The organism is Massilia cavernae (genome assembly GCF_003590855.1).
Lineage (GTDB): Bacteria > Pseudomonadota > Gammaproteobacteria > Burkholderiales > Burkholderiaceae_D > Telluria_A > Telluria_A cavernae.
This window is the reverse complement of record NZ_QYUP01000014.1, coordinates 1-23,181: the sequence shown is the minus strand read 5'-3', so window position 1 is coordinate 23,181 and position 23,181 is coordinate 1. Positions and strand designations below refer to the sequence as shown.

At 62.6% G+C, this 23,181-nt stretch carries 17 protein-coding genes and 2 pseudogenes; 7 read left to right on the top strand and 12 right to left on the bottom strand.

The window, feature by feature from the left end; genetic code table 11:
- Position 1 precedes the first annotated feature (1 nt).
- The 5 genes from D3872_RS01670 to D3872_RS01650 are packed head-to-tail and all read left to right on the top strand — an operon-like array spanning position 2 to position 4,321.
- On the top strand, positions 2-1,054 hold the full coding sequence (locus tag D3872_RS01670; protein ID WP_119809176.1) for a beta-keto acid cleavage family enzyme: 1,053 nt from the start codon (positions 2-4) through the stop codon (positions 1,052-1,054).
- A 3-nt stretch (positions 1,055-1,057) separates the two neighbouring features.
- The gene (locus tag D3872_RS01665; RefSeq protein ID WP_119809175.1) at positions 1,058-2,341 is read left to right on the top strand and encodes an MFS transporter; all 1,284 of its coding nucleotides are present in this window, start codon (positions 1,058-1,060) and stop codon (positions 2,339-2,341) included.
- Positions 2,338-2,997 (top strand): DsbA family oxidoreductase, encoded by a 660-nt coding sequence (locus D3872_RS01660; protein ID WP_119809173.1) that lies wholly within the window; start codon positions 2,338-2,340, stop codon positions 2,995-2,997. The genes D3872_RS01665 and D3872_RS01660 overlap by 4 nt, the downstream gene beginning before the upstream one ends.
- Positions 2,994-3,320, top strand: coding sequence for a Rieske (2Fe-2S) protein (locus tag D3872_RS01655; protein ID WP_119809171.1), 327 nt, complete (start codon positions 2,994-2,996; stop codon positions 3,318-3,320). The genes D3872_RS01660 and D3872_RS01655 overlap by 4 nt, the downstream gene beginning before the upstream one ends.
- Entirely contained in the window at positions 3,317-4,321 is a 1,005-nt protein-coding gene (locus tag D3872_RS01650) for a YeiH family protein (protein WP_119809170.1), read from the top strand. Before D3872_RS01655 ends, D3872_RS01650 begins: the two co-directional genes overlap by 4 nt.
- Before the next feature lie 31 nt (positions 4,322-4,352).
- Here D3872_RS01650 and D3872_RS27355 read toward each other — a convergent pair whose 3' ends face one another.
- The 5 genes and pseudogenes from D3872_RS27355 to D3872_RS01630 form a co-directional block, all read right to left on the bottom strand.
- On the bottom strand, positions 4,353-4,643 hold the full coding sequence (locus tag D3872_RS27355) for a helix-turn-helix transcriptional regulator (RefSeq protein ID WP_370660936.1): 291 nt from the start codon (positions 4,641-4,643) through the stop codon (positions 4,353-4,355).
- A 180-nt stretch (positions 4,644-4,823) separates the two neighbouring features.
- Positions 4,824-5,264: pseudogene (locus D3872_RS27350) on the bottom strand (AraC family transcriptional regulator); the annotation flags it as partial.
- 318 nt (positions 5,265-5,582) lie between these two features.
- Entirely contained in the window at positions 5,583-6,473 is an 891-nt protein-coding gene (locus D3872_RS01640; RefSeq protein ID WP_119809167.1) for a methylglyoxal synthase, read from the bottom strand.
- Positions 6,474-6,793: 320 nt separating this feature from the next.
- Positions 6,794-6,949 (bottom strand): annotated as a pseudogene (locus D3872_RS01635) (DJ-1/PfpI family protein); the annotation flags it as partial.
- A 122-nt stretch (positions 6,950-7,071) separates the two neighbouring features.
- Positions 7,072-8,361, bottom strand: coding sequence for a sugar MFS transporter (locus D3872_RS01630; protein WP_119809165.1), 1,290 nt, complete (start codon positions 8,359-8,361; stop codon positions 7,072-7,074).
- A 257-nt stretch (positions 8,362-8,618) separates the two neighbouring features.
- Here D3872_RS01630 and D3872_RS01625 point away from each other — a divergent pair, with 257 nt between their 5' ends.
- Both D3872_RS01625 and D3872_RS01620 read left to right on the top strand, forming a co-directional pair.
- Positions 8,619-9,704 carry a glucokinase gene (locus tag D3872_RS01625; protein WP_119809185.1) on the top strand — a complete coding sequence of 362 codons (1,086 nt, stop codon included), beginning with the start codon at positions 8,619-8,621 and terminating at the stop codon, positions 9,702-9,704.
- A gap of 92 nt (positions 9,705-9,796) precedes the next feature.
- Entirely contained in the window at positions 9,797-11,665 is a 1,869-nt protein-coding gene (locus tag D3872_RS01620) for a glucokinase (protein ID WP_119809164.1), read from the top strand.
- 3 nt (positions 11,666-11,668) lie between these two features.
- Here D3872_RS01620 and ppc read toward each other — a convergent pair whose 3' ends face one another.
- From ppc to D3872_RS27345, 7 genes are all read right to left on the bottom strand, one after another.
- Positions 11,669-14,416 carry a phosphoenolpyruvate carboxylase gene (ppc, locus tag D3872_RS01615; protein ID WP_119809163.1) on the bottom strand — a complete coding sequence of 916 codons (2,748 nt, stop codon included), beginning with the start codon at positions 14,414-14,416 and terminating at the stop codon, positions 11,669-11,671.
- A gap of 73 nt (positions 14,417-14,489) precedes the next feature.
- Complete coding sequence (zwf, locus tag D3872_RS01610) at positions 14,490-15,962, bottom strand: glucose-6-phosphate dehydrogenase (RefSeq protein ID WP_119809162.1); 1,473 nt, start codon at positions 15,960-15,962, stop codon at positions 14,490-14,492.
- A 554-nt stretch (positions 15,963-16,516) separates the two neighbouring features.
- A complete protein-coding gene (locus tag D3872_RS01600; RefSeq protein ID WP_119809160.1) occupies positions 16,517-17,566 on the bottom strand; it encodes an MBL fold metallo-hydrolase in 1,050 nt (349 codons plus the stop codon).
- The gene (locus D3872_RS01595) at positions 17,567-20,041 is read right to left on the bottom strand and encodes an efflux RND transporter permease subunit (protein WP_119809159.1); all 2,475 of its coding nucleotides are present in this window, start codon (positions 20,039-20,041) and stop codon (positions 17,567-17,569) included.
- 17 nt (positions 20,042-20,058) lie between these two features.
- Positions 20,059-21,075, bottom strand: a complete 1,017-nt coding sequence (locus D3872_RS01590) for a WD40/YVTN/BNR-like repeat-containing protein (protein WP_119809157.1) — start codon at positions 21,073-21,075, stop codon at positions 20,059-20,061.
- A gap of 161 nt (positions 21,076-21,236) precedes the next feature.
- On the bottom strand, positions 21,237-22,595 hold the full coding sequence (locus tag D3872_RS01585; RefSeq protein ID WP_229459103.1) for a DUF1329 domain-containing protein: 1,359 nt from the start codon (positions 22,593-22,595) through the stop codon (positions 21,237-21,239).
- A 15-nt stretch (positions 22,596-22,610) separates the two neighbouring features.
- The gene (locus D3872_RS27345) at positions 22,611-22,859 is read right to left on the bottom strand and encodes a DUF1302 family protein (protein ID WP_370660935.1); all 249 of its coding nucleotides are present in this window, start codon (positions 22,857-22,859) and stop codon (positions 22,611-22,613) included.
- Positions 22,860-23,181: the final 322 nt, after the last annotated feature.

The window sequence follows — 23,181 nt, the reverse complement described above, 5'->3', positions numbered from 1 at the left end:
CATGCAATTTCTCGACGATTCCCTGCACCCCGAGAACCAGGACAAGGTAGTCATCACCGTGGCCCCGTACGGCCCTGAATGGGCGCCGGAAGACTTTCCGGAAGATGTGCCGGTCACCATGCAAGAACAGATCCAGAAGGCGGTCGACTGCTACGAAGCCGGCGCCACGGTGCTGCACCTGCACGTGCGCGAACTGGACGGCAAGGGCAGCAAGCGCCTGTCGAAGTTCAACGAACTGATCGCCGGCGTACGGGCGCGCGTGCCGGACATGATCATCCAGGTCGGCGGCTCGATTTCGTTCGCGCCTGAAGACGACGGCCAGGCCGCCAAGTGGCTCAGCGACGACACCCGCCACATGCTGGCCGACCTGGACCCGAAACCGGACCAGGTCACGGTGGCGATCAACACCACCCAGATGAACATCATGGAGCTGCTGTATCCGGAATACCTGGAAGGCACCTCGCTCGCATCGCCGATGATGCACGCGGCCTACAGCGAGATGACCGTTCCGGCCGGCCCGGCCTGGGTCGAGGAGCATCTGCGCCGCCTGCACGCGTCCGGCATCCAGCCGCACTTCCAGCTGACCGGCATGCATGCGCTGGAAACGCTGGACCGCTTGGTGCGGCGCGGCGTCTACCGCGGCCCGCTGAACCTGACCTGGATTGGCATCGGCGGCGGCTTCGACGGCCCCAACCCGTTCAATTTCATGGACTTTATCCGCCGCGCGCCGGACGGCGCCTGCATCACGGCCGAATCCCTGCTCAAGAACGTGCTGCCGTTTAACATGATGGCGATGGCCATGGGCTTCCATCCGCGCTGCGGCATCGAAGACACCCTCATCGGCCAGCACGGCCAGCGCATGACGTCGGTTCAGCAGATCGCGCAGTGCGTACGCGTTGCGCGCGAGCTGGGCCGCGAGGTCGCCAGCGGCCGGGAAGCGCGGGAGATCTACAAGATCGGCGTGCAGTACAAGGACGCCGAGGAGACCCTGCGCATGAACGGCATGGCGCCGAACCGCCAGCCGGGCCAGAAGAACGTCCCGTTCCGGACCTGAGCCATGGCACACAACGCCACGCTTGACGACGGCTGCGACGATCCGGCAGTCCCGCGGCCGTACGCATGGCTGGTGTTCGCGCTGACCTTCGGGCTGTTGATCTCGGACTACATGTCGCGCCAGGTGCTCAACGCCGTCTTTTCGCTGCTGAAAAGCGAGTGGGCACTGAGCGACGCCCGGCTCGGCATGCTGAGCGGTATCGTGGCGCTGATGGTGGGCCTCTTGACCTTCCCCTTGTCGCTGCTGGCCGACCGTTGGGGCCGGGTGCGCAGCCTGGCGCTGATGGCCGTGCTGTGGAGCCTTGCCACGCTGGGCTGCGGCCTGGCCCAGAACTATGGCGAGATGTTCCTGGCGCGCTTCCTGGTCGGCGTCGGCGAGGCCGCCTATGGCAGCGTCGGCATTGCGGTGGTGCTGTCGGTGTTTCCCAAGCATTTGCGGGCCTCGCTGAGCGGCGCCTTCATGGCCGGCGGCATGTTCGGCTCGGTGCTGGGGATGGCGTTGGGCGGCGCCATTGCAGCCAAGCTGGGCTGGCGCTGGTCGTTCGCCGCCATGGCCCTGTTCGGACTGGTGCTGGCGCTGCTGTACCCGCTGCTGGTGCGCGAGGCGCGCATTGCGCCAGGCCGCGCCGGCCGGCCGGCGCCCCCGCGCGTGCCGCTGGCCAGCCTGTTCAACAGCATCTCGGTGCGCGCGGCCTACGTCGGCAGCGGCCTGCAGCTGTTCGTCGGCGGCGCCTTCATCGTCTGGATGCCGAGCTTCATGAACCGCTACTACGCGATGGGCGCCGGCAAAGCCGGCGCCGGCGCGGCGCTGGTGGTGCTGGCCAGCGGCGCCGGCATGGTCCTGTGCGGCATGCTGAGCGACCGGCTGTGCCTGCACGCGCCGGCGCGCAAGATTTCGCTGGCGATCGCCTACTGCCTTGGCAGCTGCCTGCTGCTTTCCTTTGCCTTTACGCTGGCGCCGGGCGCCCTGCAGCTGGCGCTGATCGGCGCCGGCATGTTCCTTGCGGCCGGCACCACCGGTCCGGCCGGGGCCATGGTGGCCAACCTGACCCACCGCTCGGTGCACGGCACCGCCTTCGCCACGCTGACCCTGGCCAATAACCTGCTCGGACTGGCGCCGGGGCCGTTCGTCACCGGCGTGCTGGCCGACCGCTATGGCCTCGATGCCGCGTTCCAGCTGGTGCCGCTGGTCAGCCTGGCGGCGGCGCTGGTGTTCTGGTATGCGCGCCGCCATTACCTGCGCGACGTGCAGCGCGCCGTCGGCAAGATCATGCAGGTGGCGGCATGACGCGGCAGCTGCAGGTCGAGGTCAAGTTCGACTTCATCTGCCCGTGGTGCCTGATCGGCCAGCGCCAGCTGAACCGGGCCCTGGCCGCGCTGCGCGCCGAGCAGCCCGGTATGGCCGTACAGGTGCACTGGCGCGGCGTGCAGCTGCTGCCCGACGTGCCGGCGGCCGGCTTGCCCTTTGTCGAGTTCTACAAGCGCCGGCTCGGCAGCGAGGCCGCCATGCGCCAGCGCCAGGAGCAGGTGCTGCGCGCGGCCGAAGCTGCCGGCGGCCGCGTCGATTACAGCGCCATCGCCATCATGCCCAACACGGCCGACGCGCACCGGCTGCTGGCCCATGCCAGCCGGCACGGCACGGTGGCCCAGCGCGACGCCTTGCTGGAGCGCCTGTTTCGCGCCTATTTCGAGCAAGGCGAGGACCTCGGCAACAGCGAAGTGCTGCTGGCGCACGGCGTGGCCTGCGGTTTCGAGCGCGCCGCGCTGCGGCGCGAGTTGCGCGGCGCGCGCGTGCCGTTCGTGGCCTACGGCGCCGGCGACGGCAACAGCGGCGTGCCGTTGTTTACCTTCGACGCAAGGCTGACGCTGAGCGGCGCCCGGCCGCACGATGTGCTGCTGGGCGCCATGCGCCACGCGCTTGCAACTGCCCCCGCTTCAGTATGACTTCCCGCATCGAAATCGAGCCAGCCCGGCTGCCGGCGGAAGGCAGCCACGCGTGGCTGCATTTGAACGGCCAGTGCATCGCCCTGTTCCAAGCCGCAGGCCGCTACTACGCGCTCGATGACCGCTGCCCGCACCAGGGCGCATCCCTGGCAGCGGGCAAGCTCAGCGGTGCGACCGTGCAATGCCCGGCGCACGGCCTGCGCTTCGACCTCAATACCGGCTGCATGCTCAGCATGCCGTCGGTCCGGGTCGCCACTTTCCCCATCCACATTGAAGCGGGCAAGGTGTACCTGAGCCTGCCCAACCAGGATTTGCCCACATGAATACCGCCGCCCTTTCCCGCTCCCACAACCGCCTGCGCGAGCTGGCGCCAGGCTTCGCCGTCAGCGCCATGGTGGCGGCCGCGGCCAGCTTTTTGTCCGAACACTACGGCGCGCCGGTGATGCTGTTTGCACTGCTGCTGGGCATGGCGCTCAACTTCCTGTCCGTTGAGGGCCAATGCAAGCCGGGCATCGAGTACACGGCGCGCACCGTATTGCGGCTCGGCGTGGCGCTGCTTGGCCTGCGCCTGACGCTGCCGCAGATTGCCGCGCTGGGCTGGAAGCCGGCGGCGCTGGTGGTGGTCGTCGTCACGGTCACCATCGTGCTGTCGATCGTCGTGGCGCGCTGGCTGGGTTTTAACCGCCTGTTCGGCTTGCTGACCGGGGGCGCCACCGCGATCTGCGGCGCCTCCGCCGCGCTGGCGCTGTCGGCCGCATTGCCGACCCATCCGCAAAAGGAGAAGGCCACGCTGTTTACGGTGATCGGCGTGTCGGCGCTGTCGACCATCGCCATGATTGCCTATCCGATGATCGCGCGCTGGTTCGACTTGTCGCCCCTGCAGGCCGGCGTGTTCCTGGGCGCTACCATCCACGACGTTGCCCAGGTGGTCGGCGCCGGCTACAGCATGTCGCGCGAGACCGGCGACGCCGCCACCGTGGTCAAGCTGATGCGGGTGGCCATGCTGCTGCCCGTGATCGTATGCGCCACCATGGTGACGCGCGCCCAGAGCACGGGCGGCAAGCGGCCACCGCTGTTGCCGGGCTTTGCGGTCGGATTCCTGGTACTGGCCTGCATCAACAGCACCGGTTGGGTGCCGCCGGCAGTGCAGCATCTGGGCAACGACCTGTCGCGTTGGGCGCTGGTGATCGCGATCAGCGCGCTGGGCATGAAGACCCAGTTGAAGGAATTGGCGTCGGTGGGCTTCAAGCCGATCGCGCTGATGGTGGGCGAAACCGTGTTCCTGGTGGCGCTGGTGTTGGTGCTGCTGCGCTGGGGAATGTAAATCGCGCCCGCGCCGCGGCACCAGATGCCGCTTATACCGGCGGCAGGTAGGGCTTGCCGTGCGCGGCGCGCCATACGGCCGGGGTGGTGCCGAACTGCGCGGTGAACCAGCGCGTGAAACTGCTGGGCAGCGAGTAGCCCAGCAACTCGCCGATCCGGCCCAGCGAGTGGATCGGATTGTTCATGTAGCGCTGCACCAGGTCGCGCCGCACTTCATTGACCAGGTCGCTGAAATTGGCGTCGCTGTCCTCCAGCCGGCGCTGCAGCGTGCGCACATTGATACCAAGCGCCTGGGCGATCTGCTCGATCGTGGCGCGCCCCATCGGCAGCAGCAGGTAGATCGCCTTGCGCACCTCGAACACCACCGACGCCTCGCCCGGGGCCTGCAACGAATCGATGAAGCGCCTTGCATAGCGCGCCATGGCCGGATCGGCATTCGGATTGGGGGCGTCAAAGGCGGCTGCCGGACAGGCGATGCCGTTGAACTCGGCCCCGAAATTGACCTGGCAGCCGAACACGCGGCGGTGGACGCGGCTGTCCTCCGGCGCGCCGTGGGTGAAGTTGACGCTTAGCGGGCGCCAGGCCGGGCCCAGCACGCTGGCGCACAAGCGCGCCATCACGCCGATGGCAAGTTCAGTCGCCTGGCGGCACGGCAGCGGGGTATCGGTCACGACCTCTTCGCGGATGATCACCAGGTCGCCGACCTCCTCGATGTAGATGGCCAATGCGCGGTTGAGCAGGTGGCGGTATTGCACCGTGACCTGCAAGGCGTCGCGCAGCGTGGACTGGTGGGTCAGCAGCAGCGCCACCGCGCCCAGGTCGGAGAACTGGCGCGATTCGGCCATGCGCAGCCCGAAGGTGGCGCAGCCGCTGTCGGCCGCCGCGTTCTCGAGCAACTGCACGGCGGCGCCTGCAGGGATCGATTGATCGGGATCCTGAAGCATCTTCTTGCTCAGGCCAACCCTGGCCAGTTCGGCCTGGGGATTCAGGCCAAGGTGCTGGGCGACTTCCAGGAAGTTGGTGAGAACGCCAGCGCGAACCAGGGTGGGCATTTCGATCGATTCCTTGTCAGTTGGGCCGCGTCGATTGTAGCGGCAACTGACGGGAAATGGGAAGGTCCAGTTCGCGAACGGCCGGACGCCAGCCGGCGCAACAAGTTCCTAACCCGGTTCGCCCTCCCCCCTCACGCGGAGCGTATAACCCCACGGCGCGCGCAAGCGCGTGAGCGACCTGTCCTTGCTTGATCAGAAGCGGTCACGTGGTCAGCCCGCTCGCTGGCCCAGCAATTGTAACCAGCGGTCCGCGCCATTCGCGTCGCTGCTGCACGACGCGTAATCGGTCACGGTTCGTGCCGCCCGCTCCAGTAGCTGGATATCCGCTTCATGCTGGCGCGCGACATGCGGGTCCTCGAGGAATAACACGCGGCGGCACTGCCGGCTCAGGATCAATTCGGCGATTTGCGCGTCGCCGCCCAGAGGTCCACTGAGGAAAGGCGTCACCCATTTGCTGCCTGCACTACTGCCCTTCACTCTTTCGGCAAGTTGATTGAGCAAGCCGCCCGTTGTGCCAGTGGCGTAGCGAAACGCAAACCGGTCCAGCAGATCGAAATGCTTTTCCGCCAGTGCAAGCATGCGCGGCTTCATCGCATCGTGCGCAATCAGCGCGACGCTGTCACTGCCCAGGTCAAATGCAGTATCGAGGGTCGGATCGGGCGGCGCGCCGGCTTCGATCGCTTCAAGCTCGAGAAATTCGCGCGCGCCAGCTAATGTCGACAGGAAGGGCTTGCCGTGGATGACGCACTGGCGCTTCAGGGCCAGCGCCTCGGGGAAATTTGACGATGGATCGACAGGATCCATCAGATAGATAACCGCGTCCAGGTTCCGCGTCGGATCGGTCTCGACGATACGCGAGACTAGCATCATCAGACCGCCCTCGCGGCCATAGGGAAAGCGTTCAACGGATGGATAATCGGGCAGCAGTCCATGCCGCTCCATTGCATCGAGTGTCCGCCCGACGACAACGAAATGCGGCTTAAGCCGCTGAATCGCCCCATTAGCCTCCGCCAATAAGCGCACCAGCGCGGAGTTGCAGTTGTCCTGGTGGGATCGGTTTGCGGCCAGTCCAATTCGCAAACGGCGAGGAGTCGAAGCCATCAGAACTGCTCCGAGAGGCCTCGTCCTTCAGGACGGGGAGTGAAAGGAGCCGGGCGCGTAGCGCCCGCAGCCGTCGAAGTGAAAGAGTGTCTTGAACTTTGTTGTTGGGGCATGGTCAAACTCCATAAGTGCTTCAGTATGCGATTACGCGCTGGGGCATGAGTCACCTGTACCGTTTTTTCCGGTCCGCAGTCGCCTTAGGCGAGGTCGAGAGATATCCTGCGGATTGAATAAGAAGCTGGGCTGCTTTCAGTCCGGTTTCCGTCTGGGGCATCAGACGCCAGCAGTGGGAATCCCCTTCCGTTTACGAAGGGGAGGATGTCAAGGATCGCGGTCTTTATCGTGTCGCCGGATTTCTTGCCGGGGCAAACCGCATGCACCGTGTGACCGACCATCTGGAGCGCTTGGAACGGCACCATGGTCTCGTAATCCTCTGCGAAGTCGCCTGTCAGAAACAAAATCTTCTTAGCTGCCATCTCATTTCTCCTTACGCTGTGTGCCTCAATAATGAATCGCGCAGGCGCCGATTGTCACCATGGCCGCGCGCTCCGACTTTGGTTGTGGCGCCGCCCCGCAAAGCGGTGCCACAGTGTTGAAGTTATACACGCTCTTGATACATGCGGACGTATTTCAGGCCGAAGTAGAGAACATAAGCGTAGCATGCTGCCGGCACCAGGAAGGATGCTTGCAGGCCAATGTGATCAGCCAGGAAGCCTTGGGCGAATGGAACCACTGCCCCGCCAACAATAGCCATGCACAGAAGGCCGGATCCTTTTCCAGTCTGTCGACCGAGCTTGTTCAAAGCCATGCTGAAGATGACGGGGAACATGATGGAGTTGCACAGGCCCACGGCGATGATCGCCCACATCGCCACTTGGCCATGGCTGAAGATCGCGGTCAATATCAGCGCTATCGAGCAGCTGGCATTGAATGCCAACGCCTTGCCTGGACTGACCTTGCGCATTATCCCGAACCCAATGAAGCGCCCGACCATCGCGCCCCCCCAGTAATAGCTGACGTAATGCGCGGCTGCAGCGTGGGCGAGGCCGGCGATGTTGCCTTCACCAAGGAAGTTGATCAGAAAACTCCCAATGCTGACTTCTCCTCCCACGTACATGAAAATCCCAACCGCGCCCAGCACCAGGTGGCGGTGGGCAAAGATGGATCCGCTCGACGGGCTTTCGTCACTGCTCTCGGCGTGACTAATTTTGGGCATGCGCGCGGCGGCGAACATAAGTGCCAACACCAGCAACGCGGCTGCCAGCGCCAGATACGGTCCCTGCACCGATGCGGCCTGGTTTGCTTGATGGATTACTTGTTCCGCCTGTGGCAAACGAGCGAGGTCGCTCACGCTGAGTACGCCAGCGGACAGGATGAGCATTCCCCCCAGGGCAGGCGCAATAGTCGTGCCGAGCGAGTTGAATGCCTGTGTCAACGTCAGCCTGCTCGATGCCGTGGCTGCAGCACCCAGCACGGTGACATAGGGATTGGCTGCTACCTGCAAGATCGTGATGCCGGAGGCAAGCACGAACAAGGCCAGCAAGAACATGCCGTAGCCGCTGGTGGAGGCAGGATAGAACAACGCGCAGCCAGCTGCGGCGATCATCAAGCCGACGACGGCGCCGTTCTGGTAGCCAATGCGCTTGATGAGAATCCCGGCCGGCAGCGAAACAACGAAATATGCGCCAAAGAAACAGAACTGAACAAGCATCGCCTGCACATATGTGAGCGTGTAGATCGCTTTTAGATGGGGAATCAGTACGTCATTCAGCGAAGTCAGCAAGCCCCACATGAAGAACAGGATTGTGACGATGATGAGCGGCCCGGTAGTTCCGGCGCCGTTTGGGCGAGCACCCGTCACCTGGACTGGCTGGGAAAAACTTTCCATGAATGTCTCCAATGTTGGAATGTGATGTGTATTTCACGTCGGCCTGATCTAGGGGGGGACGAGGTGGGCATATCAGTGCACCCGGCCACGAGACCCCATCGTTGTCGGACGATCGGTCAATATCTTTTCATGCAGTGTAGCTTTACTCCGAAATTTAATCAATGGATTTGGTTGCAAAACTACGAGGCGATGTTCTATCATGAGTTGCGAGCCGCTTTCGCAGCACGCGCACATCCACCTTCATGACGAGCGATACCATGCCAAGCCTCTCCTATTCCGAAACGTTACCGCATCGCGTTGCCGCGTCCCAGGCCCCTCGCGACTGTCCTCGTTTGCTCGCCGATATCGGGGGGACGAATGCCCGCTTTGCGCTTGAAAGTGCGGCCGGCGTGGTCGAAGCAGCGACTACCTTGCCATGCGCGATGTACGGGAGCATTGCCGATGCAATGCGCGCCTTTTTGGCAGGGCCTCAAGCTCAAGCCGTGTGGTCCGCGCCGATACGTCATGCGGCAATTGCGATCGCTAACCCAGTTGACGGCGACCAGGTTCGGATGACTAACCACCACTGGGCGTTTTCGATCGAGGCGGTGCGGCGGGAAATGGCCTTTGACACATTTGTCGTAGTGAACGACTTCACCGCGCTGGCGATGGCACTGCCCTATCTTGCGCCCTCCCAGAAACTTCAGGTCGGTGGTGGCGAGGCGCGGCCAGATGGCGTGCTTGGCCTGGTCGGTGCGGGAACCGGCCTCGGAATTTCGGGACTTGTGCCAGCTGGCCGGGAGTGGACACCGCTTGCAAGCGAGGGCGGACATGTAACTTTGTCGCCGGCAGACGAAAGGGAGATCGCGATTTTGCGCTTTGCATGGCGTGAATTCGGGCACGTCTCTGCAGAGCGGATGCTTTCGGGGAACGGTCTCGAACTGATCTATCGTGCCCTGGCAGAATTGCGCGCAGCGCCGTCTCAAGCGCTGAATGCAGCCGAGATCACGCAGCGAGCGATGCAGGGGGCGTGCGAACTGGCGGTCGAAACTGTAGACTGCTTCTGTGCAATGATGGGGACAGTCGCAGGCAACCTCGCCCTCACGCTTGGGGCCACTGGGGGCGTGTACATCGGTGGAGGAATCGTTCCGCGTTTGGGAACTTACTTTGCTAATTCGGGTTTTCGTGAACGCTTCGAGCAAAAAGGCCGGTTTTCCAGCTATTTGGCGCGGATCCCGGTGTATGTGATTACCGATCCCTACCCTGCTTTCATTGGCACTTCAAAGATATTGGCGGACCGGCTGCACGCGCTGGAACACGTGCGGACACTTGTATTCGGGAGCAGTCGAATCCCATTGGATTAGAATACCCGCCCCAGCCAGGCTGATGCCGCGCTGTAAGCCTCGCGCGCCCCACAGCGTTCGAATCCCTTGAATTTTGGACCTGTTTTGGAATCATGAATTTCGACTTGGTAGACCGGTTCTCGGATGGGCCCCGCCTGTTGGCCGATATTGGAGGGACAAATGCGCGTTTCGTCCTTGAATTAAGTCCCGGACAATTCGCGGCGCCGTCCGTCCTGTCATGCAGCGAGTTTAGTTCGCTGATCAATGCCATCAAGCATTACCTGGATAGCGTGGCGGCGCAGGCCGCCGGGGCGCAGCGCGTGTGCCATGCCGCCATTGCCGTCGCCAACCCGGTCGAGGGTGATGTCGTCAAAATCATGAATAATGATTGGGAATTTTCTACCGAAGCCCTTCGGCTTTCGCTGGGCTTCGATACCCTGCTGGTGGTGAATGACTTTACCGCATTGGCCATGGCCCTGCCCCATTTGCAGCCAGATCAGCGATTGCAGGTTGGTGGTGGCGTCGCGCGGGCAACTAGCGTGATCGGCCTGATTGGATCGGGTACGGGTCTTGGGGTCTCGGGCTTGATTCCGTCCGACGGCCGCTGGACGGCACTTGGCAGCGAAGGCGGGCATGCCAGTTTTGCGCCTTGCGATCAGCGCGAAATGGATGTGCTGGCATTCGCCTGGCGCGAAATGCCGCACGTTTCCGCTGAGCGTCTGCTATCTGGCCGGGGACTGGAATTGATCTACCGTGCGCTTGGCGAACGTGCCGGCAAAAGCGACCTCGTCAAACTGTCTGCGAGCGAAGTGACTAGCCGGGCACAGGACGAAAGCTGCCCGATCTGTATCGAAGCGGTCGATTGCTTCTGCGCCATCTTTGGATCGGTCGCAGGAAACGTCGCAATGACATTGGGCGCGCTGGGAGGCATTTATATTGGCGGCGGCATCGTACCGCGCCTTGGACCGCTTTTCGCGCGATCGCCATTTCGCCGCCGTTTCGAAGCAAAGGGGCGCCTGGCGAACTATCTGGCTCAAATTCCGACCTATGTCATCACAGCCGAATATCCGACTTTTGTCGGTACCTCAGCAATTCTGGCGGAAAATCTCAAGCAAGTCAGGTCCGAAGCCCCGATCCTTGAAGAAATTCGCCAGCAGCGCGCGCGCATGAGTCCGTCCGAGTCGAAGGTGGCGAACTGGGTGCTGAAATCCCCGCGTGCCCTGCTCGGTTTGCCGATCGCGGAGATCGCGCAGCAAGCAGGCGTCAGCCAACCCACCGTGATCCGGTTCTGTCGCACCATTGGCGTAAGCGGCGTGGCCGACTTCAAGCTGAAGCTCGCATCGGCATTGACGGGAGGCGCCATTTCTCTGAGCCACTGTCATGTGGAAACGTCCGATACCGACGTCGACCTCGCGCGCAAGGTACTCGGCAACAATGCATCGGCCACGCTCGCGCTGCGTGACATGCTCGACGTGAAGTCGCTTACCGCCGGCATCAAATTACTACGCAATGCCCGCCGTGTGGAATTATTGAGCACAGGAAGCTCCCGCGTTGTCGCAGAGGACATGCAGCACAAATTGCTCAATCTCGGCATTGTCAGCAACTGTTTCAGCGACCCGAATTCGCAGGAAATCAGTGCTGGCCTGCTCACGCCTGACGATGTCGCGCTTGTTATTTCACGTTCCGGCGAGACGCCTGAACTGCTGAGGGCCACCAAGGCGGCGCGCGCCCGCGGCGCCAATATTCTGGCGGTCACAGCCAGCGGATCGTCGCTGGCGAAACTGGCGAACGTGCTGCTTGCACTCAATCACACCAAAGACGACCTGAACATGGTGCCAGCGATCGTGCGCCTGCTTCAACTGATGTTGCTCGATCTGCTTGCGGCTGGCCTCGCTCGAAGCGACTCTACTCCAGAGTCCGGAGGGCGCCGCCCGGCGATTGACGCCCTCGATATCCCCCCTGCGATTCGACAAGCGGGGTAAGGTTCAGCCGCTGTTTCTCAATCCCGCGGCGATTCCGTTGATCGACATGTGAATGCCGCTACGGGTTGCGTCGTCGTTGGCGCCATCGCGGAATCGCCGCAAAAGTTCCACCTGCAAGTGATTCAGCGGATCGATGTAAGGCAGCCGGTTACGCAGTGAGCGTCGCATCAAAGGATTCTTATCCTGCAGCTCAAGCTGACCGGTGATTTGCTTGAGCGCCGCGACAGTTCGACCATGTTCAGCGCTGATTCGCCCGAAGATCGCGGCGCGCAATTCGACATCGCTGACCAGGGTCGCGTAACGGCTGGCGATTGCGAGATCGGTCTTCGCCAGCACCATGTCCATATTCGACAGCAGCGTGTTGAAGAACGGCCATTCCTGGTACATCTTGCGCAGCAGTGCGAGCCGCTCGGCCGGCGCTTCCTCAATGAAGCGCTGCACGGCTGCGCCAAAACCATACCAGCCCGGCAGCATCAGGCGGCATTGGGCCCAGCTCAACACCCACGGAATCGCACGCAGGTCCTCGATCGACCTGGACAGCTTGCGCGACGCTGGCCGGCTGCCGACATTGAGCGCTCCGATTTCGGAAATCACCGTCGACTCCCAAAAATAGGTCTCGAACCCGTCAGTCTCGTACACCAGCGAGCGATAGGTGCTCAGCGCCTCGGCAGAGAGGAAGTCCATCGCGGCGAGCTGGGCTGCACATGGTTCAGCTTGATGATGCGAAAGCAGTGTCGCCTCCATTGTCGCGGCGACAAGCACCTCGAGGTTACGGCGCCCGACTTCGGCATTGGCGTACTTGGCGGTGATGACCTCGCCTTGTTCCGTCAGGCGGATCCGTCCCTGCACGGCGCCAGCCGGTTGCGCGAGGATCGCCTCGTAGCTTGGACCGCCACCGCGGCCAACCGAGCCACCGCGGCCATGGAACAATTGCAGCTTGACGTCATGCTGCCGGAAGACGTTGATCAGATCGATCTCGGCCTTCTGCAACTCCCATCCGGAAGTCACAAAACCGCCATCCTTGTTGCTGTCGGAGTAGCCCAGCATGACTTCCTGCAGCCGTCCACGCGATTGCAACAGGCTCATGTAGATGGGCAGGCTGAAAGCACGCGCCATGATAGCCGGCCCACTGCGCAAGTCCTCAATGGTTTCGAACAATGGAACAATGTTGACGTCCAGCCGCGCTGGATGGGGGCGCATCAGTCCGGATTCCTTCAACAGCAGCGCGACTTCCAGCAGGTCCGAAACACTGGCGGCCTTGGAGATGATGTAGTTCGTGACCGATTCGCTGCCGAATTTGGCGTGCGCACCTTTCACCTCCCGGAGGATTGCGAGTTCGGAAGTGGTCTCCTCCGAATAGCGTACAAACGGCGATATCAACGGCCGCGCCGCGTAAAGCTCCTCGAGCAGGAGCGCGGATCGCTCGGTCTCGGACATCGATAGGTAGTCGAGTCCAGGCCGGGCTTGCGAAAGAAGCTCCGCCACCACGCGTTCATGCACGTCCGAGTTTTGACGCAAGTCGACGGGAGCGAGACTGAATCCGAACAGCTGGACCGCGCGGCGAAGCTGGCGAAGGCGCCCCCTTGCCAGTTGCTGCGCGCCGTTTGCGATGAGCGAATGGTGGACGACGTCGAGGTCGGCGAATAATGCCGTGGCGCTGGGATACGCCGATGCGTCGGGAGACGCGCGGTCGGACAGGAGCCAGGTCCGGGTCGCTTCAAGCCGATCGCGGATACCATAGATCGCTCGGCGGTAAGGCTCGTCCAGATAGTGCGGTGAATTATCCGCCGCACTATCGGCAATCGCGCGCAGCTCGTCCGAACAAGCGCACAGGGACTGTGCGAGCGACAACTGGGATGCTAATGTTTGCAGCTCCTCCAGGTAGAATCCGAGTAGCTGCGTCGACTGGGCTTTCAATGTGGCGCGCAGGATATCCGCCGTCACGAAGGGGTTTCCATCGCGGTCTCCGCCAATCCAGCTGCCGACCTTCATGAACGGTGGCAGTTCCACGCCGGCCCAGGCCGCGTCTTTTTGCGCGAGCGTGTCCTCCAGCGAAGAATAAAGCCGCGGCAGGCTTCTGAAAAAGGTGTGTTCGAAGAACGCGAGCCCGTTGTTGACTTCATTCATCACCGACAGCTTCGCCGGACGCAACAGACGCGTCTGCCAAAGAGTCAGTATTCCGCGGCCGAGCGCTTCGTCATTTTCCTGCTCTTCCTCGGGCGTGAGGTGGGCGCGGTCCCGTTCACCGATCAGGCGAGCGATCGCCATCTGGCAATTGAGAATGCTCTTGCGCTGGACTTCCGTTGGGTGCGCGGTGAGAACAGGACTCACGCATGCGCTATTGAAGAACGCCTCCAGGTCGCCACTGCGGCCGGCCTGGAATACGCTGTCGACGGCATGTGCGATGCTGCCGCGGTTAGGCGCCGAGCCGGCAGCCAGGTGGGCGCGGCTGCGGCGGATATGATGTTGATCCTCCGCGATATTGGCCAGTAGGGAGAAGTAGCTGAATGCCCTGATCAGGTGCCCTGTTTCATCGGAAGACATCGCGTTCAGCGCGGAACGAAGGCCTTCATGCGCCGCCTGGTCCTGGTCGCGGCGAAAGCTGATGGACATCTTGCGAATCGACTCGATCCGGTCAAAAGTCCGGTCGCCCTGCTGCGCCCGGATGGTATCGCCGAGCAATCGGCCGAGTTGGCGGATATCGCGCCCAAGTAACTCTTCCTTGAAGCTTGTTGCATCTGAACTAATCATCAAAATCTCCAGCTTGTATTCTTGCGGATTGAGGTCAACCGAATTCGGTGGCGCCGGTTTGTCGCCAGATAGTTCAGTCTTCCGGCAGCGTCTCTTCACGCCAGTGCAAACCATCGCGGCCCAACAGCGCGCCTGAGGCGGCTGGGCCCCAACTACCGGCTGCGTAAGGCTGCGGCGTGCTGTGATCGTTCTCCCAGTGGTCGAGAATGGGGGCGACCCATTCCCATGCCGCTTCCAGTTCGTCGCCGCGCATGAACAGCGTCAGCTGGCCGCGCAGCACATCGAGCAGCAGGCGTTCGTAGGCTTCCATACGCGGCGTGCTGAACTGCTCCCGGAAGTCCAGTTCCAGTTCTGCCGGTTTCAGGTGCATGCCGTCGCCAGGCGTCTTGGCCATCAGGTTCATGCTCAGGCCCTCGTCCGGCTGCAGGCGTATCACCAGGCAGTTGGCTTGGGACTTGGCGGCCGGTTGCGCGAAGATCGAGCTCGGGATGGACTTGAAGCGAACCACGATTTCCGCCAGGGAATCGGCCATGCGCTTTCCGGTGCGCAGGTAGAACGGCACCCCAGCCCAGCGCCAGGTATCGATTTCCGCCTTCAGCGCGACAAACGTTTCGGTGCGTGAACGGTCCGGCGCGTCCGGCTCGTCGCGGTAGCCCGGTACGGACACGCCGTCCACATGGCCGGCGCGGTATTGCCCGCGCACGATGTCTTGTACTAATGTGGTGGGCGTAAATTTCTTCAGCGAGCGCAGCACTTGCAGCTTGGCGTCGCGCACCGCATCGGGCGCAATCGACGTGGGCGGCTCCATTGCGACGATGCACAAAAGCTGCAGCAAATGGTTTTGCAGCATGTCGCGCAGGGCGCCCGAGGCGTCGTAATAGCCGAGCCGGTTGCCCACGCCGAGTTTTTCGGCAATCGTAATCTGAACGTCGGAGATCCATTCGCGGCGCCAGAGCGGCTCGAACAGGATATTTCCGAAGCGCAGGGCCAACAGGTTTTGCACCGTCTCCTTGCCGAGGTAATGGTCGATCCGATAAATCTGCGACTCGGCAAACACCTTTCCCACTTCGGCATTGATGCGCCTGGCGCTGGCCAGGTCGCGCCCCAGGGGTTTTTCCAGCACGACGCGCGAGCCGGGCGTGACCAGCTGGTTGGCCGCCAGGTTCTCGCAGATCCGCGCGAACAGCTGCGGCGGCGTGGCCAGGTAATACACACGGGTCAGGGCCTGGTCGGGCCGCAGCGCCGCCGCCAGCGCGCCGTAGCTGGCAGCATCGGTGGCGTTCAGCGATACATAGACGAGACGCGCGCAAAACCTTGCCCACACTTGCGGCGTCAGCGCCGCCGCCTTGATATGCGGCTTCGCATTGGTTTCGACCATGCGCAGGAAATCCTGCTGGCTGCAGGCCTCGAGACCGACGCAAATGATGCGTGACTCCGCCAGGAGGTCGTTGGCGGCGTCACGGGCGTACATCGCCGGAAGTAGTTTTCGCATCGACAAGTCGCCGCTGCCGCCAAAAAGAACCAGGTCAAAATCGGTGAGCGCCATGATATGAAGTTGTCGTATGAGGAGCGAAGGGAGCAGCACGTTCGCGCTGGATTTATCGGATGCCTGCTGAGCTTTCGTTCAACTATACAGAGACTTCGGTAATTTTACTACGTGAATTTTTGGCGTCGACCCAGTCAACCGGCAGAATGTCGGATTTGCGGGCAAAGCCCCTCAGCTCGTCTAGACAAGTGAGCTCGGCGCGGAGTCCTTCAACATGGTGGAGCATGGTGATTATGTCCGCCAGAGTAATGATGAGCGAACGATGCGTAGTAAAATTTCACGCGAAAAACAAGCGCTACCAGGCTACTTTTTCTAAGGGTGCGATGGGGCGTGCAAAGTAACTGAGGCAACCCGAAGGCGAGCGCCGTGGGCCTGGAGACTACCAGTGAGTCGATCCTGCTGTTGGCGCAGGGCGGGAGCTTATCGAGGGGGTGTCGGCCAGCCAAAGTGGCGGGTCGAGTTCATTGAGCCTGGCAGTGGCGACCAGGCGCTGGATGGCGGCGGCGCGGCGGTCGACGCGCGCCGAGCCGGCGAATTCAAGGTGATGACCAGGGTCACGCCATGCGATACCAGGCCACGCCGTCATGGTCCGTTTGCATCGCCACTTCACCACGGTGAACCAGATAGTTGAGATGCGCGATGCTCTCGCCTGTTGCCAGGTTGAGCTGCATCGCGTTGTCCGAAGTAACTGCGCTGGCAAACAAGGCGCCGAACACGTCGACCGCGCGCCGCGGCACATCGAGCGACCGGCGCAACCGGTCCAGCGAGCGCAGTTGGCCCTGCGCCAGGTAATCCAGGCGCTCATGCAAGCCATGAAACGGTTCGCCGTGCGCCGGCAATACCAGGACATCGTTGGGGACGGCGCGCCTGACTGTGTCGATCGATGCGAGCCAGTCCGCGAGCGGGTCGGCGTCCGGCTCGGTCGGATGCACCGACACATTCGACGAAATGCGCGGCAATACCTGGTCGCCGGAGATAAGCAGCTTCATGGCCGGGCAATACAGGCACGCATGCTCCGGAGAGTGCCCGGTGCCGACCACGACCCGCCATTCATGTTGGCCGATGGTGAACACGTCGCCATCCTGCATGCGCCGATAGCTATCGGGCAGCGTGTAGATCATCTTGCCGAAATTGCCGAAGCGCGCGCGATAGTGCTCGATCGATTCGCAGCTCCAGCCCGCGCGGCGGTAGAAATCGATGGCGTCGGCCGGCGCCTCGCGGCCTGTATCGGCAAGCAGCATGCGGCACACGAGGTATTCCAGGCGCGAAATCCAAAGGCGGCAAGCGAACTTGCGGGTCAGCCAGCCGGCCATGCCGATATGGTCGGGATGCATGTGGGTGACCAGCACCCTGGTCACTGGACGGCCGCCGAGGGGCCCGGCAAACAACTGGCTCCATGCCGTGATGGTCTCTTCGGTTCTCAGGCCGGTATCGACGATGGCCCAACCGCCCTCCTCCTCGATGGCCCAAAGATTGATATGCGACAGTGAAGCCGGCATCGGCATGCGTATCCAACGCACGCCTGGAGCGACTTCGCGCGTCGCCCCGGTCTCGGGCGGATCGCCACAGGGATAAGCCAGCACCCCTTTTGCCGGAAGACTCATTTATGTGCTCGCTTCAGCGGTGGCAGGCACGGCGCCTGCGGCCACGCGCCTGCCCAGATCGACGGCCTGCTTCCCCTGGCTTTCGCCGGTTGCAGTGGCAACTCGTCCCAGCAGAAAATGCGACAGGGCCGGAATCAGCACCAGGGCGCCGACCATGTTCCAGATGAACATAAAGGTCAGTAAGATGCCCATGTCAGCTTGGAATTTGATCGGCGACCATGCCCAGGTCAACACACCCGCGGCCAGCGTCACACCGACCAGCGCCACCACCTTGCCGGTAAAACGCAGTGCATGGCGATACGCTTCCGCCAGCGTGGCGCCCGCGCGCTGCTGCTGCAACTGGATCGAGAGCAGGTACAGTGCATAGTCCACGCCGATTCCGACACCCAGGGCGATCACCGGCAGTGTCGCCACCTTCACGCCCATGCCCAGCGCCACCATCAAGGCTTCGCACAGGATCGAAGTGAGGACCAGCGGCACGACCGCCACGATCACGGCACGCCAGCTGCGGAAGGTGATGAAGCACAAGGCGATGACTGCCGCGTACACGTACAGCAGCATCGTGACGTTTGCCTGCCTGACCACGATGTTGGTCGCCGCTTCGATGCCTGCGCTGCCTGCGGCAAGCAGGAACTGGCGCTCCGGCGTGCTGTGTTCCTTGGCGAACTGCTCCGCCGCCTTCACTACCCGGTCCAGCGTCTCGGCCTTGTGGTCGGCCAGGTACGCGATCATCGGCATCACCGAGCATTCATTGTTGAACATCTCCGGATTGCTGGTGGAGGCGGTACGCGCCGCATAGTTCAGCACGTCCTGGTTCGGCGAGATGGCCAGCCACTTGCTGCTGCCCTCGAAGGTGCCGGCCGTGATCTTGCGTACCGCGTCGGGCAAGGACACCGTGGTCTGCACACCAGGAATCTGCTGCAGCATCCAGCCCAGGCGATCGGTTTCCATCAGCGTCGCGTATTCCAGGCAGCCCTCCGGCCTGGTCTTGACGATCACCGCGAACTGATCGCTGGACAAGGAATACTTGCTGGTGATGTAAGCGTTATCGAGGTTGTAGCGCGAAGTCGGACGCAGTTCCGATGCGCCCGGATCGAGGTCGCCGATCTTCAGGTTCAGGCTGACCACGAAGCCAGCCACCCCAATCACGAGCGAGACGGCGATGGCGCCAATGGCCCAGCGGCGCTCGGTAAAGCGTTCCAGCCATTTCCAGGCGCCGCCTTCCTCCTGCTGCTCGGCACGCAAAGCGCGCGCGGCCGCCTTGTGGCTCACACCTGTGTACGACAGCAGCACCGGCAGCAGCACGAGGTTGGTCAACACCAGCAAGGCCACGCCGATGCTGGCGGTGATGGCCAGGTCCTGGATCACCGGAATGTCGATCATCATCAACACGGCAAAGCCGACCGCGTCGGCCGCCAGGGCAGTCAGGCCGGCCAGGAACAGGCGGCGGAAGGTGTAACGTGCAGCGACCAGCTTGTGCGTGCCGCGGCCGACATCCTGCATGATGCCGTTCATCTTCTGGGCGCCATGCGACACGCCGATCGCAAAGACCAGGAAAGGCACCAGGATCGAATACGGGTCGAGCTCATAACCCAGGGCCGCGACCAGGCCGAGCTGCCACAGCACCGCCACCAGCGAACAAGCCAGGACCAGCGTCGTGCTGCGCGTGCAGCGAGTCCACGAGAAAATGATGCCGGCAGCGATGACGGCCGCAACACCGAAGTAGATCATCATCTGCTGCAGGCCGTCGAGCAGGTCGCCTACCACCTTGGCAAAGCCGACGATGCGGATATCGACCTCGGCGCCTTCGGCCTTGGCGTACCTGGCGCGGATGTCTTCCAGCCGCGTGGACAGCTCGCGGTAATCGATCGCGGCGCCCGTGCGTGCATCCTTGTCCATCAAAGGCACGAAAATCATGCTGGACTTGTAATCGGTGCCGACCAGGCTGCCGTAGATTTGTGCGCGCGCGATGTTCTGGCGCAGTTGCTCGGTGTGCGTGGGCGAACCGTCGTAGTTGTCCGGCATGACCGGACCGCCGGTGAACCCTTCCTCGGTCACCTCGTTCCAGCGTACCACCGGCATCCACAGCGACTTGACGTTGGCGCGGTCCACACCCGGTGTCAGGAACAGTTCGTCGTTGATGTGCTTGAGCGCCTGCAGGTAGGCCGGATCGAAGATGTCGCCATTCTTGTTCTCGACCACGATGCGCAGCGAATTGCCCAAGCCCTTGAGCTCATTGCGGTTGTCCAGGAAGTTCTTGATGTAGGGCTGGTTATGCGGAATCGTCTTTTCGAACGCCGCATTCAGGCGCAACTTGGTGGCATGGAAGCCAAGTACCAGTGTCGCCAGCACGCAGGCGATAATGACCAGAAGACGGTTGTTGAAAATCAGCCGTTCGAAACGGGGGCCCGAGCTGCGGTCGAAATCCTTCAACTCGCGGATGGCCGGCATATCGTCGATATTGTTCGTTACCATTGCATTCTTTCTTCGATTTACTTCAGGGCTTCCACCCGGACGCCACCCATGCCTGCCAGCGCAATCGCGCCCTTGCCGGCCTCGGACACCGCAAATGCGGGCGCCGTGGTCGCGACTTTCACGCGCTTGAAGCTGGCGCCGCTGTCGCCGGACAGCAGCACGTGGCCTGCCTGGCTTACCAGGACGACGGAACCATCCGGGCGTACCATGCCGCTGGCCAATCCCGCATCGACACCGGTGTCGACCTTGCTCCAGGAAGCACCGCCATCTTTGCTGCGCCAGGCATTTCCACGCAAGCCATAGACCAGTGTCATGTCAGGCGTACCGGTAACGCCGAACAGCGTTCCCCGATACGGCAAGGCGACTTGCGTGAAGCGCCGCTGCTCGCGGTCGAATTTGAGGACCAGGCCTTGTTCGCCGGCGATGAACAGCGATCCGCCGGCTCGGCGGATCGCATACAAGTGCAAGCCCTTCGGGTTGTCGGTACGATCCAGCCATGGCGTCCAGCTCTGGCCGCCATCTTCGGTGCGCAGGATCAGGTTGAATGCACCGATGACGAAACCTCGCTTGTCGTCTTCAAACCAGACATCGAGGAAGGGTTTGTCCGCACCTTGCGCGGCGAAAGCGTCGGCGTCCTGCTGTAGCCGTTGTGCCGCAGGATCGTTCGGATCGGCCGGCTTGCCATAGTGCCGGGACAGCAGCGCGGCGGCTTGCTTGCCGTCCAACTGCTTCGTCCAGGTGGCGCCGCCATCGGCGCTATGCAGGATGACGCCTTCATGGCCGACCGCCCAGCCCCGCTGCGCACTTGGAAAATATAAAGCCGTGAGGTCGGAACTGAGCGGCACGTCGGCCTGGGTCCAGTTCTGGCCGTCATCGGAATACAGGATGTGGCCGCGCTGGCCCGCGGTAACCAGGCGCTTGCCGGCCAGGGCCAATGCATTGAGCGGCGCACGCAGCGCCAGGGAACTCTTGGCTGCGGGCAGGGCCAGCGGCGATTGGAAGATCGATTCGGCAGCTGCCGGACCGGAAATCATGGCAGCCCCAAGCACAAGCGGGGCCAATAAGGCTTTGTATTGCACGTCTCGCTCCGTCCAATGTTGATTCGATGTGGACACCCCGGGGCCCGGGGCGATTTTCGTTCGCGGCAGCGATTGAAGCTGGTTGCGGCACCGGAAACCCCGGTGCCGCACGAACGTCAGCGCACGCCTGCGCCGCTGAGGCTATCGGCCGTCCAGCTGCTTTCCGGCGCGGCCTTGTCCAGCACTTTCACGCCACCCTTGCCCGGCCAGACATTCATGCTGTACGTGCCGGCGATGAGGTCGTAGTGGCCCGCGGCGTTGCTGTAAACGCCGCCCGTATCGTAGTTCGACGTGATGTAGTTGAAGCCTGGGCGCCACATTTGCCCGCGCCCGTCATACTGGTCGGAGGCAAGCGCAGCCCAGCTATCCTCATCGACGTAGAAGGTGCGCTTCGAATAGATATGGCGCTTGCCTTCCTTCAGCTTCGCCTCGACCACCCATACGCGATGCAGTTCCCAGCGCACGGCCGACGGGTTGATGACCTTCGGCCCGAACACGTCTTCCGGATTGGCCGCATAGGCGAAGCGGTAGGCGTTGTACGGTACGTAGAATTCCTTCTTGCCGACCAGCTTGAAGTCGAAGCGGTCCATCTTCCCATTGAACAGGTTGATGTCGTCGATGGTCGACATGCCGGAGGTGCTGGCGTTCGGCGTGTCGTAGCCCAGGTCCGGCGCAAGGCGCACGCGGCGCTGGCCCGGCAGGTATTGCCACCTGCGGCTGCCCTTCTCGGCATCGATGTGCTCGTAGGACAGGATCGCTTCCCCGGCACGGCGTGCAGGTCCGGTGTAATTGGCGCGGGCCCGTGTGTAGAGAGTGGCTGCACCGTTCTTCGACTCATCGTAGTATGGCGTCTCCTGCGTCCATATGCCCTGGGTGGAGACGACCAGCTTGCCGGAAGCGTTGACGTTGTACGCCGTGTATCTCGGCACGACAAACCCCACACCCTGGAAACGCGTAATGTGGTTGATCATCACTTCATTGCCGCTCTTCGGGATCGGGAACGGAACGCCGGCACGGGCGCCCTGCAAGGATTGGCCATCGTCAGACAGTTTGGCCCCGGTCGCATTCTTTACCGAATTTTCCTGCAAGGACTTCGGGAGCGACACGGTGCGATGCGTCTTGAAGACTTCGATGCGGAATTCCGGATAGGCCTTCATCAGTGCCTTCGTGCCTTCGGTCAGCTTGTCCGCGTACTGGGCCATGTTCTTGGCGTCGATCGAGAACAGCGGCTTTTCGTTCGCGAAGGGATCGGGGCGCACGCCGCTGGACTTGTCGAAACCAGCGGGAGCGGTGGTCAGGCCACCCGTGTATTCGGGGATCGAGCCATCCTTGTTGCCGGCCTTTTCCGCGCCGGTCATGGTCAGCGTGGTGCCGAGCTTCCTTGCTTCGTCCGCACCAACCGCGGCATGGGCCATGCCCATGGACACTGAAAACAGGCCCGCGCCGGTCAGTGCTGCTGCTAATTTCTTCATCATGTCAGTCTCCTCGTGTTAGAACGATGTCTTGAATGTCAGGTATACCGCGCCGCGGTCCTTGAGCAGCGGGGTCAGGCCGTTGGCGCCAGTGGTTGCAGTGGCTCCCGCCGGTATCGTCCCTGTCGCGTCGGGGATCAGCGTGCCGAAGTAATCGACGTATCTGAGGTCGAAGCGGTATTTGCTGTCGACATCCAGCGCCAGGCCAATCGAATAGCTGCCGGCATCCTCGTTGCCGCCGAAGAGAACTGGCGAGTTGCCCTTCAGGCCACCGAGTAGCTGAGCGGCATCGACAGGTCCCGCCCGGGAACACCTGGAACCAGGTTGGCGTGAAGTTCACTGCCAGGCCGTAGGTGTTCTTGGTGACGCGGTCGAGTGCGGTATTGCCGGCGCGGCCCTTGAAACGGTTGAACGGGTCGCTCGTCACCGAGTTCCAGCGGCTCCAGGTCAGTTCGGCGGCCCAGGAGCACTGCCGAACACCGGTGTCGCACTGATTGTGCCGATTGCGTTCACGACTCCATGCACGGTCTTGCCGCGCGGCCCAACCAACTCGCCCGGCGTGTTCCTGAGTGCATCCGCCCGTGCCTGG